Source organism: Nocardia sp. NPDC020380 (assembly GCF_044386975.1).
GTDB lineage: Bacteria > Actinomycetota > Actinomycetes > Mycobacteriales > Mycobacteriaceae > Nocardia.
In genome coordinates this window covers 319,266-333,161 of the sequence record NZ_JBIRVQ010000006.1, presented here as the reverse complement: position 1 = coordinate 333,161, position 13,896 = coordinate 319,266, and the positions used below count along the sequence as shown (strand labels likewise).

Sequence of the window (13,896 nt, the reverse complement as noted above, 5' to 3'; positions counted from 1 at the left end):
CATCCCGGTGCGCTCCGCTACAGCGCGGGAACGTCGGCGATCTGGATCATCTCGTCGTCGCTGCCGCGGGACCAGAGGATGCCGCGGCCCGGGGGCAGGCGCATCGGGCGGATATCGCCGATGACCTTGCCCTCGTCCCGGGAGCCGCTCATCAGCAGCGCGGGGACGGACAGGTTCTTCATCGAGCCGAGCACCTGGTCGTAGAGGGCCCGGGAGATGCCGCCCATATTGCGGGAGATGACCACGTGCAGGCCGATGTCGCGGGCCTGCGGGAGCAGTTCCACCAAGGGCCCCAACGGGTTTCCGCCGGCGACGACCATGTCGTAGTCGTCGACGACGACATAGATCTCCGGACCCGACCACCAGTCCCGATCGCGCAGCTGCTGCGGCGTGATGTCGGACCCGGGGATGCGCTTGGCCAGGTAGTTGACGACCTCCTTGACCATGCCGCCACAGGTCTGCGAGGACGTCGAGTAGCCGGCGAGCTGGTCGCCTTCCAGGACGCCCAGCAGGCTGCGGCGGTAGTCGATGAGGATGACGCGGGCCTGGTCGGCATTGGAGCTCTCGGCGAGGCCGCGAATGATGTTGCGCAGCACCGTCGTCTTGCCGGACTCGACCTCGGAGAACACCATGAAGTGCGGGTCGGTGCCGAAGTCCAGCACGATCGGCTGCAGTTCGGATTCGCCGATGCCGACGACCACCTTGGTGGGGCTCTGCTGAATGCCGTGGCGGCGAGCCAGTTCCAGCACCTGCTCGCGCGGCAGGGTGGCGGGCAGGGTGCGGACCTCGGGCGCCCGGCGGTTGCCGTAGAGGGCCTGCATCTCGGTGCGCGCCGCGGCCACGCCGGTGGCCAGGTTCTGGGCGTCGGTGTCGGAGTCCAGGCGCGGCATGGCGATGAGCATGTGCAGCTGGTCCACGGTGAGACCGCGGCCCGGGCGGTTGAGCGGGACGTTGACGGCGACGCGGCGGCCCATCTCGGAGTCGGAGGGGTCACCGAGGCGCAGCTCGATGCGGGTGCCGATCATGTCCTTGATCGACGCGCGCAGCTCACCCCAGCGGTTGCAGCCCAGCACCACGTGGATCCCGTACGAAAGACCCTGGGCGGCAAGCTGTCCGACGGTCGGCTCCAGCGAGTCGAATTCCTCGCGGACGACCTGCCAGTTGTCGATGACCAGGAACACGTCGCCGAAGCGGTCGGCGAGCACCGGATCGTCGGCCTGCCCGGCGGCCAGCGCGGCGTGCTTGCGCCGCCGGAACTCGGCCATGGATTCGATGCCCTGCTGGGCGAAGCGCTCCTCGCGTTCCCGCAGCAGGGTGGCGAGTTCGGCGACGGTGCGGCGCACCCGGTCGACGTCGAGCTTGCTCGCCACCGAACCGACGTGCGGCAGGCCGACCAGGCCGGCCATGGAGCCACCACCGAAGTCGAGGCAGTAGAACTGCACCTGCTCGGGCGTGTGGGTGGCCGCCGCGGCCATGATGATGGTGCGCAGCGCGGTGGACTTACCGGACTGCGGACCGCCGACCACGGCCACATTGCCTTGCGCGCCCGCGAGATTGATGGTGAGCACATCGCGGCGCTGCTCGTAGGGCTTGTCGATGATGCCGATCGGCATCCACAGCTGCCCGTGCCGGTTGACCGGCGAACGCCAGTCCGGATCCGGCAGCAGCATGTCGACGGTGGGCGATTCCTCGAGCGGCGGCAGCCAGACCTCGTGGGCCGGGCGGCCGTGTCCGGTCAGGCGTTTCACGACCACCTGGAGCAGGCTGTCGGGGACGCCTTCGTCGGCGGGCGGGGGCGGCGGCAGCAGATCCAGTGGATCCAGCGGGTTCGCCGCTTCGGGAAGCTCCAGCATTTCCACTGGCGCGGCGGTGAATTCGCGCGGCGGCGCTTCGGCCACGGAGCGCCCGTCGGCGCTCTGCCGGACGGTGCGCGGGGCCACATAGGAGCCGGAGACGTAGGTCGCGTTGAACCGCAATGGATCCGACGCGTCACTCTTCAGGTAGCCGGAGCCGGGGATGCCGGGCAGGTGGTACGCGTCGGTGATACCCAGTACGGCGCGGGATTCGTTGGCGGAGAACGTACGCAGGCCGATCCGGTAGGACAGGTGCGCGTCCAGGCCGCGCATCTTGTTCTCTTCCAGGCGCTGCGAGGCGAGCAGCAGGTGCACGTGCAGCGACCGGCCGAGGCGGCCGATCATGACGAACAGGTCCGCGAAATCCGGCTTCTGCGAGAGCAATTCGGAGAACTCGTCGATGACGACGAACAGCGCCGGCAGCGGATCCAGTGGCACACCGGCCGCACGGGCCTTCTCGTACTCCACGACATTGGCGAAGTTGCCGGCCGAGCGCAGCAGTTCCTGCCGCCGGTTCATCTCACCGGCGAGCGCGTCGCGCATACGGTCGACGAGCGAGAGCTCTTCCTCGAGGTTGGTGATGACCGCCGCGACGTGCGGCAGCGGGTCCATACCGAGGAAGGTGGCGCCACCCTTGAAGTCGACCAGGACCAGGTTGAGCTGGTCGGGCGAGTGCGTGGTGACCATCGAAAGGATCAGTGTGCGCAGGAATTCCGACTTGCCGGAGCCGGTGGCGCCGATGCAGAGGCCGTGCGGGCCCATGCCGTTCTCGGCGGATTCCTTGATGTCGATCTCGACGGGCGTGCCGTCGGGGGTGATGCCGATCGGCACGCGCAGGCGTTCGCGTCCGGCGCGCGGCCGCCACACCTTGGCGGGGTCGATCTGCGCCGCGTCCGGAATCTTGAGCAGGTTCATCAGGCCCGGGTCGCTCACCGTGGTGTTGTCGCCGAGGCTGACGATCTGCGCCGCGGTGGCGATCCGGTAGCGGGCGAGACTGCGCGAGAACGCTTCCGCCTCGGCGAGCATCACCTGGTCGGCATCGGCGAATTTCTCGGCGCCCGCCGCGCTCTTGGCGAACACCTCGCCGGCGGCGGCGACCAGCTGCAGCCCGCGCCTGGCGGCGAGGCTGTTCTCGGCGGCGCTGAGGTCGATGACGGTGACCGCGTCCAGACCGGATTCGCTGATCAAACGCTCACTGCCGCTGACGTATCCGTCGTCGATGATGACGACCAGGTGCTGACGCCCCTGTGTCGGTTGCGGATTGCGCATGAACCGCCCGCGCTCGAGCAGGTCGTCGGAGAGCGCGGTCTCCAGCTCGCCCAGCGAGCGGTAGATCATGCGAGCCGCGCCCATGCCGTCGCGCTGGCTCGGATGCTGTACGTGCGGCAGCCATTTCGCCCAAGCCCAGGCTTCGCGGTCAGGTTCGGCGGTGACGATGGCGACCCCGACATAGTCGGGTCCGTGGAACGCCGTGAGTTCCATCAGCATCGACCGCACCAGTCCGTGTGCGTCGGCGGCCGGTCCCTCGACATTGATGGCCGGGAAGGCGCGCAGCGACACCGCGGTCGGCAGGTGGTGGACCACGGAATGTGTTCGCACGAAACGGCGCAACGCCACCGTGGACACCGGTTCCAGGTCTTCCAGCGGCCCGGTTTCCGGCCGCGCCAGCTTGGCGGCGAGCCGGTGCGTGCCGATACCGACGCGGACGTGCCCGAAGTCGGGGTCGTTGGGGCGGCGTTCCCACATGCGCCGGCTGCCGACGATGGACGGCAGATCGGACGGTTCCGGGTGGCTCCAGACCAGCGCTTCCAGCTGCTTCTGCCCGATGCGCCGGACCTCGCGGCGGGTCTGGTCGAGGTAGCGGAAGTAGTCCTTGCGTTCCTCGTTGAGCTCGGCGGAGCTCTTGCCGCCGCCGCGCTGGCCCATCAGCATGCCGCCCATGCCCATGAGCATCATCAGCGGCATCATCATCATGTACGGGTTGGTCAGTATGGACCGGCCCATCATGGCCATCATCGCCATCATGCCGATCATGGCGACGATCATCACGACCGGCATGAGCTTCTGCATGAGCGGCGCGGAGACCGCGCGCGGGATTTCCGGCGGTGCGGTCAGCGCCATCTCACCGCCGGGGGCGCGTGGCGGGGCGATACGGGGCCGACGCACGAAACCTTCGGTAGCCATGGGTATCTCTCCGGGTTGTCAGGAATCGAGGTCGGGCAGGTCGTCGTCGCGGCGGCGACGCCGGAACGGAATCGATATCGCGAGACCGATTCCCAGCGCGGACAGACAGACGAGGGTGCCGACGGTGGCGATCAGTCGCGGGAATCGCGGTGGGCCTGCGGGCTTTTCGGGCAGGGGAAAGGCAGCCGGCTTATCGGCACCGACATGGATCGGCAGCTCGGGGCTTTCCGCGTTGAGCGTGTCGGCAGGCAGCTGTGCGGTCAGCGCGGCGACCGGATCGATCAGGCCCGCGCCGATGCGGTCGTCACGCCCGGTACCGGGCTGATGCGCGGTGAGGATGATCTGGTTCATGATCTGGCGCGCGGACCAGTCCGGATTCTTCGCCCGCAACAGGGCTGCCAGTCCGGCGACCTGGGGCGCCGCGAAGCTGGTTCCGTTGAGGCCGATCGGTTTTCCCTCTTTGTCGACCCCGGTGGCGTTGATCAGCCCGCCAGGCTTGTTGACGTCGAGGGAGACGAGGTCCTGGCCGATGGCCGCGACGCCCACCCACGGGCCGTAGAGCGAATTGCCGGACGGGTTGCCGTAGGGGTCGATCCAGCCCACGGACAGCACGTATTTGCTGAACCAGGCCGGGCTGGAGATCGTTTTCACGTTCTCCCAGCTGGCCTTCACATTGCTGTACGAACCGTTCTGGGTGCCGCAGCCCGTACTCTGGTCCAGGTTGCCCGCGGCGACGACCACGACCACATTGTGGTCGAAGGCGTAGCGCACGGCGTCGCCGAGCGCGTCGTCTCCGGTCCCGCTGCCGGAATCTACTTCGGTGCAGGCCGCTTCGGAGATATTGATGGTCTGGGCGCCCATATCGGTCGCGCGCACCACGGCCGCGGCGAGGGTCAGGCTGGGGCCGTAGCCCTGCTGGCTCATGCTGCCCGGCGGCTTGTCGCCGTTCTGGTCCTTGGCCTGGTAGTGATCGCTGAACTGGCGAATGGCCAGGATCTGCGCGTCCGGCGCGACGCCCACCAGTCCGTCGTCGGGGCTCGGTTTGGCGGCGATGATGCCGGCGACGGCGGTGCCGTGGCCGTCGCAGTCCTCGGTTCCGTCACTGCCGGAGACGAAGTCGCCGCCGGGCTGGATGTCGAGCCGGGGATTGAGGCCCACGCCGGTGTCGATGACCGCGATCTTCTGCCCCGCACCCTTGTTGTTGGGCAGCGGGTTGGCCTGCCAGACCGCGGGCAGATCGAGGACCTTCTGTGCCATGGCCGGATCGCGCGGCACCACATTGTTCTTCAGGAACCACGTGCTGCCGCATTCGATCTTCTTGTCGGTGGGGCCCAGCGGTGCGGGTTTACCGGCGATGGCCTGGGCGTCCCCGAGATGCTTGTAATCCGGGTCGGGCTTGATGACGGTCGCCATCGGCCGGGCGTCCGCGGTGGCCTGCGGACCCAGCAGTGCCCCACCGAGTACCGCTGCCGCACACAGTGTTCGCGCCCAGTTTCCGGGACGCGCGCTCATATGTTCCGGGCCGTCGAGTAGACGTCCATGATCCACAGCACCAGCGGGATGATCGACACGATGAGGCCGTATTCGAAGATCTCGTTGAAGCGCCGGGTCACCGGGGTGGCCTGGATGTGTGGTCCGATCACGCCGAATCCGATGGCGCCCACCGCGAATGCGAGCAGCATGCCGGCCGAGACCAGCAGCATGCCGTCATCGCCGAGTGCGAGCAGTACCGCGAGCGCGACGAAAGTGACGCAGCCGCTGACGATCAGCGTGGCGGCCTGGGTGAGATCGGCGAACGAGCGTCCGCGCAGGCACAGGATGATGGAGATCACGACCGCGAGCGCGATGCCCTGCCAGCGATGCGAGTGCAGCGGGTCCGCCGCGCCGATCGCGCCGACAGCGGCCCCGATGGCACTGCCGAACACGATGCCGGCCTGGAATTGATTGGCCGTGCGGGCGCGCTGCCCGAGTCCGTGCGCGGACGGCAGTACGGTCGCGCCGATGGCGCCGATGCCTTCGATGGTGGGCCGGGGTTCGTGGTCGGCCGGGTCGATGGCCTCACCGGCGGTGGGTACCGGCGGCACCGGCAGCCGGGCCAGCATGGCGGCGAGCCGCGGCACCATGGAGAGCACGATGATCGAGGCGACCATTACTCCGGCAGCCACTTTCGGCAGTCCGGCGTCCCAGATCATGCGGACGGCCGCGCCGACGCCGGATAGCAGTACGACGGTGACGATGGCGGAGATCACCGCGGCGCCGGCGCCGATGATGCGATATCCGACCACCGCGAGCAGCAGGGTCGCGGCGGCGCCGAGCATGAGGTGCGGGCTGCCCAGTGATCCGGGCACGGCGAGTGCCGCGCCGCCGAAGGTGAGCAGCAGCATGCACAGGGTCAGTACGGTCGCGGTGAGTTCGTCCGCGTATTTGCGCATGGCGATGGCGGCGGCGACCAGTGCGGCGAGCGCGCCGGCCAGCAGTAGCGGCGGCGCCACGTATTTGTCTCCGCCGGACCGGGAGAGCAGGCCCAGCAGTACCGCGAAGACGACGGCGACCACGCCGGCCACCAGTCCGGTCCAGCGGGCGGCGCTCGCCGACCAGCTGCGGAACTCTTCGGCGGTGAGCCGGGAGACGGCGTCGATGACGTCGTCGAAGAGGGCCGGGGCTTCCTTGGCGGAAACCGATCGCAGCACCAGCAATTCGCCGTCGTAGATCTCGGCGTCATTGAGGGTCTGGCTGGGCGCGATCATGTCGCGTCCCAATTTGGCCAGTGTCCAATGCTGCGACTGGAGTGGCGTTCCGCCCTCCTCGCCGCCTATGGGATCCGGGTTGCGGGATTCGATGAGACGCACCAGATCACCGATGAACGCGGCGATCGGCACGTTGGCCGGCAGCCCGACGTCGAGCTGGGTATTCCCCCCGATGACGGACACTCGGCACAACTCGGGCTCAGCGGCCCGCGAGCCGCTGATCGACTGTGCTGTCACTTGCTGAACTGCTCCCCTGTAGCTCTCAACAGTTGCCCGCCCAGGGCGGTTAACCATAATGTATCCGACTGTCCGCAGCTGTGCGATCACACCGGTGTGGGTGGGGATTGTGAACGAAAGACCAGCCAGGTTCGACGAATTCGGGGTTCGACTAGGATGATCGACACTCGCCAGGCACAACGCGCCTTCGATGCCGGAGTGCTGTCACTGGGGTTGAGCATCGAGGGCCAGGAATCGAACCGGGACCTCGACTACGCGAAACTCGCCTTTCAGCGCGCCACCGAGTGGGACCCGACCATGGCCGACGCCTGGCTCGGCCGGGCCGCCGCCGGTGAGGTCACCACGGATGTTCTGTCCAACCTCTACAAGTGCAGCACGGTCTCGCTGGGGCGGGAACAGCGCCGGTTGGGGCTGTCTTCGCGGATGCTTGCTGGACGTTTCCTGCCGGGTCTGTACATCGACTATCCGCTGGCGAGTTTCACCGAGATTCACCTGGCGTGGGCCGCGCATCTGATCGCCGAGAAGCACTACGACGATGCCGAGCACGTCCTCGACGAGCTCGAAAAGCACCGCCGGGCGCGGGCTTCGGATCCGGATTTCGAAATCGACGGCCGCATCATCAAGTACGTGCGCGGCATCCTGCACTACAACACCCAGCGCTGGCCGGATGTGATGACCGTGCTGGCGGGCTCCGCGGAGTGGGAAGACCCCTATCTCGCCGCAGGTGCGCATGTGATGGTCGGCACATCTTGTGCGCAGCTGGGTCTGTTCGGTGAGGCGATCCGCCGCATGGAAGCGGCCGAGGCGGGCCCGATTCCGGCGGCGCGCACCGCGGCCATGTTCTGCCGCGGTCTGTGCCTGCGCGAGAACGGCCAGGCCGAGGAGGCGCAGGCGCTCTTCGAGAACGTGTATTCGCAGGCGCCCAATTTCGACGCCAACACCGCGGCCATGCGCGACCGCACCTACCGGATCACGCTCACTTCCAAAGAGGTGATCGAGGCCCGCACCGACAAGTGGGATCCGGCGTCCGCGCCCTCGCTGGAGGAGAAGCAGGCCGCCGAGCACGAGGACCGCGCCAAAGAGGTGCTCGCGCAGGCGCGCGCCGAGCTGGACAAGCAGATCGGCTTGACGGCGGTGAAGACCCAGGTGGCGAAGCTGCAGTCGAGTGCGCAGCTGGCGAAGATCCGGGCGGAGAAGGGACTTTCCAGTTCCGCGCGCGGTCAGCACCTGGCGTTCACGGGTCCGCCCGGAACCGGTAAGACCACCATCGCGCGGGTGGTCGCCAAGATCTATTGCGGTCTGGGCATTCTCAAGACCGACAAGGTGGTCGAGGCGAAGCGCTCGGATTTCGTCGGCCAGCATCTGGGGTCGACGGCCATCAAGACCGAGGCGCTGATCGATACCGCCATGGATGGTGTGCTGTTCATCGATGAGGCGTACACGCTGATCCAGACCGGTCTTTCGGGTGGCGATGCCTTCGGCCGCGAGGCCGTGGACACCCTGCTGGCCCGCATGGAGAACGACCGCGATCGCCTGGTCGTGATCATCGCCGGTTACGACGGTGAGATCGACCGCTTCCTGGCCGCCAATGACGGTCTGTCCTCGCGTTTCGCCAAGCGGCTGCAGTTCCCTTCGTACACCGCCGAAGAACTCGGTCAGATCGGCAAGGTGGTTGCCACCAAGCGGGATTCGGAGCTGTCCGAGGGCGCGCTGGCAGCGCTGGTCGAGACGTGCTCGCGACTGTACGAGCTGGAGAGCACCGACCAGAGCGGGCAGCCGCGCCGCGGCGTCGACCTGGCCGGCAACGGCCGCTTCATCCGCAACCTGATCGAGGCCGCCGAGGAAGAGCGGGAATTCCGGCTGGCCAATGATGAATCCATCGATCTGAGCGCAGTGGACGAGTCGGTACTCATGCGGATCGAGGGCCCCGATATGAAGGCCGCGCTGAGCAGCCTGCTCACTTCCCTGGGCCTGTCGTCGGCCGCCGGCTGAGAGGCTACTGAACTGTGAACGACTTTCCGCGGGGTGGAGCCGGCGACAACAGGCCGGGCGGAAATGGTGCGGATCCCTATGCCGGGGGCCCGGGCCGTCCGCAGGGTGGGCGGCACGGCTTCCCGCAAGGTGGTGGGCAGCACGGTGTCCCGGGCGACAGGCCACAGGGCTTCCCGGAGGACCGGCAGCGTGGTTACGCGCAAGGTGGTGGGCAGCACGGCTTTCCGGAGGACGGGCAACGCGGTTACCCGCAGGGTGGGCAGCACGGCTTCCCGGACGAGGGGCAGCGCGGTTATCGGCCGGACGGGCCACAGGGCTTCCCGCACGAGGGGCCGCGTGGTTTCCCGCAAGGCGGGCAGCCCGACTTCTCGCGTGGTGCTGAGCACTCGCGCCCGGACGACCAGGGTGGTGTGACGCTCGCGCCGCCGCGTCCCGCGCCGCCGGAATCGCTTGCACAGCCGATGGAAGCCGTCCGCCGGGAGTCGGGTGCGCATCGCGCCGCCGGTGCGCACACCGCCGATTTGCCCCCTGCCGAGCCGGCTGCGGGCATCGAGCTACGCGCGGATGATCTCTGGCTGCTCCGGAATCTGCCGCTGCGGCTGGTGGTTCCGGTGGCGCTGGTCGGTGTGGCGGCTTCGCTGGTGGCGGTCGGCCTGCACACGCAGTGGTGGGCGGCGCTGGTGGCCGGGCTGGTGCCGGTGCTCATCGGCTTGGCCCCGATCGGCCGCGTTCCGGTGGGACTGCGCATCGGCCGCTGGGTGGCGTATCGCTGGAAGCAGGCCCGGCGCAAGACTTTCGACGAGAACGCCGTGGTCGACGTGCCGATGCCGGACGGCGGCAGCTGTGGATTGCGCTGGGACGGCACGCTGCTGACCACCATGCTGCGCATCGACCCGCCGCCGGACACGCTGACCCTACTGCGCCGCGGCTCGCTGAGCACCGACCAGCTGCTGCCGCTCGACGAGATCGCCGCCTGCCTGCGGCAATACGATGTCGAACTGCATTCGGCGGACGTGATCAGCAGCGGCACCCGCACGGCCAGCACCGAGGCCGTGATCTCCGGCTACGCCGCCAGCATCGCGCCGCTGGGCCGCCTCTACAACGAGATCCTCGGCCCGCTGCCGGCCATCGCGCATCGCACCATGTGGCTGATCCTGCGATTGAACCCGCTCGACAATGCGAAGGCGGTCGACAATCGCGGCGGCGGTCCGGAGGGCGCGCTGCGCTCGGCGCTGGTCGCCACCCGTCGCGTCGCCAATCGGCTGGCGGGGCACGGCATTACGGCGTCGGTGCTCACCACGTCGGAGATGACGGCCGCGCTGCGTGAGCTCACCCGCGGTATTCCGGTGGGCGAGCTCACCGAGCACCCGGACAACCTGGAGCACAACGGGATTCACCTGACGAGCTACCAGATCGACCCACAGCTGTTCAATTCCGATGGCCTGGCGAAGATCTGGGCGGTGCGCAGTCTCGCCACCACGGTGACCGTACGGCTGCAGCCGGTCGCGGAACCGGGTGCGAAGCCGGGGCAGCCCGCGGGCATCATCGAGGTGGATGCCCGGGTCCGCTACGACACTCCGTATGAGCTCGGCGAGCCGCCCGTGGCGGGTCTCAAGGAGCTGCCGCGCCGCCAGATGTGGGCGCTCATGGACATTCTGGTGTACGGCGCGCAGGAGATTCGGCCCAGCGGCTATCGCGGCCCGGTGGACGTGCTCACCGATATCGCCATGCCCACCGCGGGTTGCGGTCAGCTCATCGGCGCGGATGCCACCGGCAGCGGTATCGCGGTGCCGCTCATCGGTGTCGGCTCGCGGCGCATCGACATCATCGCCGATCTCGAACTGGTGCAACAGGTCATCCTGCGCGCCATCGCCCTCGGCGCGGGCGCGGTCGTGCATACCGCCCGGCCCGGCGCCTGGCAAGGCATGGTGACGAATGTCGCCGCCCCGCACGCGCTTTCACTGGCCTCCTCCGTGACGCACAGTTCCCGCGGCACCACGGTGACCGGCCGCCTCCCGCATCCGGCCGCCACCGTCATCGTCTTCGACGGCGTCCCGGCCAGCGCTCCCCCCGGTTCGGCCACCGTCGTCACGGTGCACGAGGCCCTCTCCCCCGACTACGAGCCCGATGCCGACGTCACCATCGTCCAGCATCCGAACGCTCCGCACACCGTCACCGTGCACACCCCCGCGACCACCACCACCGCCCAGCTGGTCACCACACCGGCCGAGCAGCACTACCTGAGCGGGGCCACGGCCCGGCGCTGATTTATTGATTTACAAGGGGGGATCCGCACATATGCGTCACCACACAGGCCGATTACCATCGGCCCGCTCCGGGCTGCGCGCAGCAGCCGCGGCCATTTTGCTGTTCTCGGCCTTGGCCGCGACCGGCTGCGGATCCGATTCCCATTCGGCCGGTGACCAGCCGGTCGACTTGACCAAGCTGGATACCGGCAACTACCAGACCAAACCGCAGGACTTCGTCCCCAAGGATGCGGCGGTCATGGCGCGCACGACCGAGGCGCTGCGGTTGGGCGACATCATGCCGCTACCCGTGGAGATCGACCCGAAGCTGACAATCAATTCGTACGGCACCCACGTGCTCCTGACCGGCGAATCGTACGGCGGCTATCTCAATATCGATCACTTCGACACCGACGCAACGGGTTTCGTCGCCGGTTTCGCCACGGCCGCGGAGACGGCACCGACCTCCGGGTTCTACACGTTCGGCGATGCGGTCATGATCTTCGACACCGACACCGCGGCGGCGAATGCGGCCACCGCGCTCGCACACAGCGGTCTCGATCTGACCCCGCTGCAGTCCGGAACCAATCCGGCGGTATCGATGCCGCTGCAGTCAAGTGAGCATCCGAACGCGCAGATGGTGTGGTCCCCACAGGAACAGGTCCTCGCTTCCTGGTACCCCACGGGAAGATTCATCGTCTTCACACTGATCCACCAGACCGAGAGTTTCTATCTGCAGAACTACTGGAATGTCGCGGCCGACCCTGCACCTCTGGCATTGGCGGACAAGGCCATCGACGTCACTACGGACCGACTGAAGTCCTTCCAGGCGACGCCACCCGACAAGCTCGCCGGTCTGCCGATCGATCCCGACGGCATGCTCCGGCGCACTCTGCCTCGCCCCGACGGTGATCAGACCGCCAATGCGTTCACCGGGACGCTCGACGCGCACGGCGCGATACATGATGAGGACGATCCGAACGTCACTCGCGCACTGTTCGACAAGTCAGGCATCGACAGGGTGAGTTACGGTGCGGGACAGCTGCTCCGGGCCCGCGATGCCGCGGCGGCGCGGACCTACCTGGACACGGCTTACATCGACCAGGTCCGGCATCCGATTGCGTCGCCGCCAGGGCTGCCGAGCGCTCAATGCACCCAATATCACGGTCCCGACACCCACAAGTTCCCCTTCGATTGTCATGTGACCTTCGGGCGGTACGTCGCGTCGGTGTGGTCTCAGCAGCAACAGGATGTGTACCAGCGGATCTCCGCGCAGTACGCCATCCTCGCGAACAGCAGGTAGGGGGAATCGTGAAGAGTCTCGGCGCTCGGCGTTCCGCCGGCAAAACCGTATTGGGCGCACTTGCGCTCGTACTGGCCGCGGCCGCTCTCACCGGCTGTGGTGCGGTATCCGGAACTCCGGCGGCTGGTGAGATCGACGTCAGGAAACTCCCCGTCGGTAACTACCCGACCGATCCGCTCGACGTCCGGATGCAGAACACCTTCGGTTCCGACGACGGCGAGGCGGGCGCCCTCGCGCGGCTGGCCGACAATGTCGTCGCGGGGCCGGACGTCGATCCCAAGTTCGCCCACAATGTCCTCTCGCTGTACCTGAAGTCATCGGGTTCGACGAAGTACGCCGCGGTATTGGCGGGTGCGGTGCAGCCCGTATTGGACGGCAACGGAATGATGTTCGGGTATTCCGCCGCGGCGAGCACCCACGCGCTGGTCAAGGGCGCCGGTTTCCCTGACAACGACAACTTCAACCCTTTCGCCGGCGCCCAGGGCGACCCGAACGCGACCTCGTTCAATGTCACTGTGCTGCAATTTCCGGATCCGCAGAAGGCACAGGCGGCCGCCGGTCAGATGGAAGCGGCCGACTTCGCGGTCGCTGCCGACCAGAACGTGCACATCACCCTCGACAAGCAGCCCGATGCGAAGGCGCACTGGCGACCGGGCATTCCATCGATGGCGGCCACGCTCGCGCACGGCGCCTACGTGGTGAATGTCTATGTCGCGCAGCCCAGCCCGGACATCGACGGACTACGGAAACTCGCCGATCAGGTCCTCGCGGCACAGCTACCACTGCTCGACCAGGCACCGGCCCTGTCACCGCGCGAGATCTTCCGCATGCAGTACCAGCCCGACACCATGTTGCGCCGCACCCTGCACCCCAACCCGTACCTGAGCCTCGACGCGTACTCCGAAATCAGCCATGCCCCACGCGGTTACCTGCACTACGTGGAGGATCAACCGACCGTGAAGCGTCTCCTGGACGACAACGGCGTCGACATGACGTCCACCGCCAAGCACGGCGGATTGCTCTTGCGCGCCCGAGATGCCAAGGCCGCCACCGCCCTGGCCACTGCGATCAACAAGCTCATCCCTGGATCGGTCGAACCGCCTGCCGGTGTTCCCGACGCAGCCTGCGTGCAGAACCCGAATCCCAAGTCCGACCTGAACTTCGATACCGAGGACTACGACTCCTGGAGTACGGACAACAGGTACCTCTGCACCGTGCACTATGACCGCTACGTCGCCCGCGTCGCGAGCGACCAGCTGATCGACGTACAGCAGAAGGCGGCGGCACAGTATGCGGTACTCGCCAACAGCCAGGCGCTGTGAGAAGCACCGCAG

The 13,896-nt window shown here is 67.6% G+C and carries 7 protein-coding genes; 4 read left to right on the top strand and 3 right to left on the bottom strand.

Going from position 1 to position 13,896, the window contains the following annotated elements; all coding sequences use genetic code 11:
* Nucleotides 1-17 precede the first annotated feature (17 nt).
* The 3 genes from eccCa to eccD are packed head-to-tail and all read right to left on the bottom strand — an operon-like array spanning nt 18 to nt 7,021.
* Nucleotides 18-4,037: a type VII secretion protein EccCa gene (eccCa, locus tag ACH438_RS18215; RefSeq protein WP_397006554.1), complete on the bottom strand. Its 4,020-nt coding sequence runs from the start codon at nt 4,035-4,037 to the stop codon at nt 18-20.
* 18 nt (nt 4,038-4,055) lie between these two features.
* Nucleotides 4,056-5,549: a type VII secretion-associated serine protease mycosin gene (gene mycP / locus ACH438_RS18210; protein ID WP_397006552.1), complete on the bottom strand. Its 1,494-nt coding sequence runs from the start codon at nt 5,547-5,549 to the stop codon at nt 4,056-4,058.
* Entirely contained in the window at nt 5,546-7,021 is a 1,476-nt protein-coding gene (eccD, locus tag ACH438_RS18205; RefSeq protein ID WP_397006550.1) for a type VII secretion integral membrane protein EccD, read from the bottom strand. Before eccD ends, mycP begins: the two co-directional genes overlap by 4 nt.
* A gap of 156 nt (nt 7,022-7,177) precedes the next feature.
* Between eccD and eccA the strand changes: the two genes are divergently transcribed.
* The 4 genes from eccA to ACH438_RS18185 are packed head-to-tail and all read left to right on the top strand — an operon-like array spanning nt 7,178 to nt 13,884.
* Nucleotides 7,178-9,013, top strand: coding sequence for a type VII secretion AAA-ATPase EccA (eccA, locus tag ACH438_RS18200; RefSeq protein ID WP_397006548.1), 1,836 nt, complete (start codon nt 7,178-7,180; stop codon nt 9,011-9,013).
* 14 nt (nt 9,014-9,027) lie between these two features.
* Nucleotides 9,028-11,280, top strand: coding sequence for a type VII secretion protein EccE (eccE, locus tag ACH438_RS18195; RefSeq protein ID WP_397006546.1), 2,253 nt, complete (start codon nt 9,028-9,030; stop codon nt 11,278-11,280).
* Nucleotides 11,281-11,311: 31 nt separating this feature from the next.
* Entirely contained in the window at nt 11,312-12,562 is a 1,251-nt protein-coding gene (locus tag ACH438_RS18190; RefSeq protein WP_397006544.1) for a hypothetical protein, read from the top strand.
* A gap of 8 nt (nt 12,563-12,570) precedes the next feature.
* Nucleotides 12,571-13,884, top strand: coding sequence for a hypothetical protein (locus ACH438_RS18185; RefSeq protein ID WP_397006542.1), 1,314 nt, complete (start codon nt 12,571-12,573; stop codon nt 13,882-13,884).
* Nucleotides 13,885-13,896: the final 12 nt, after the last annotated feature.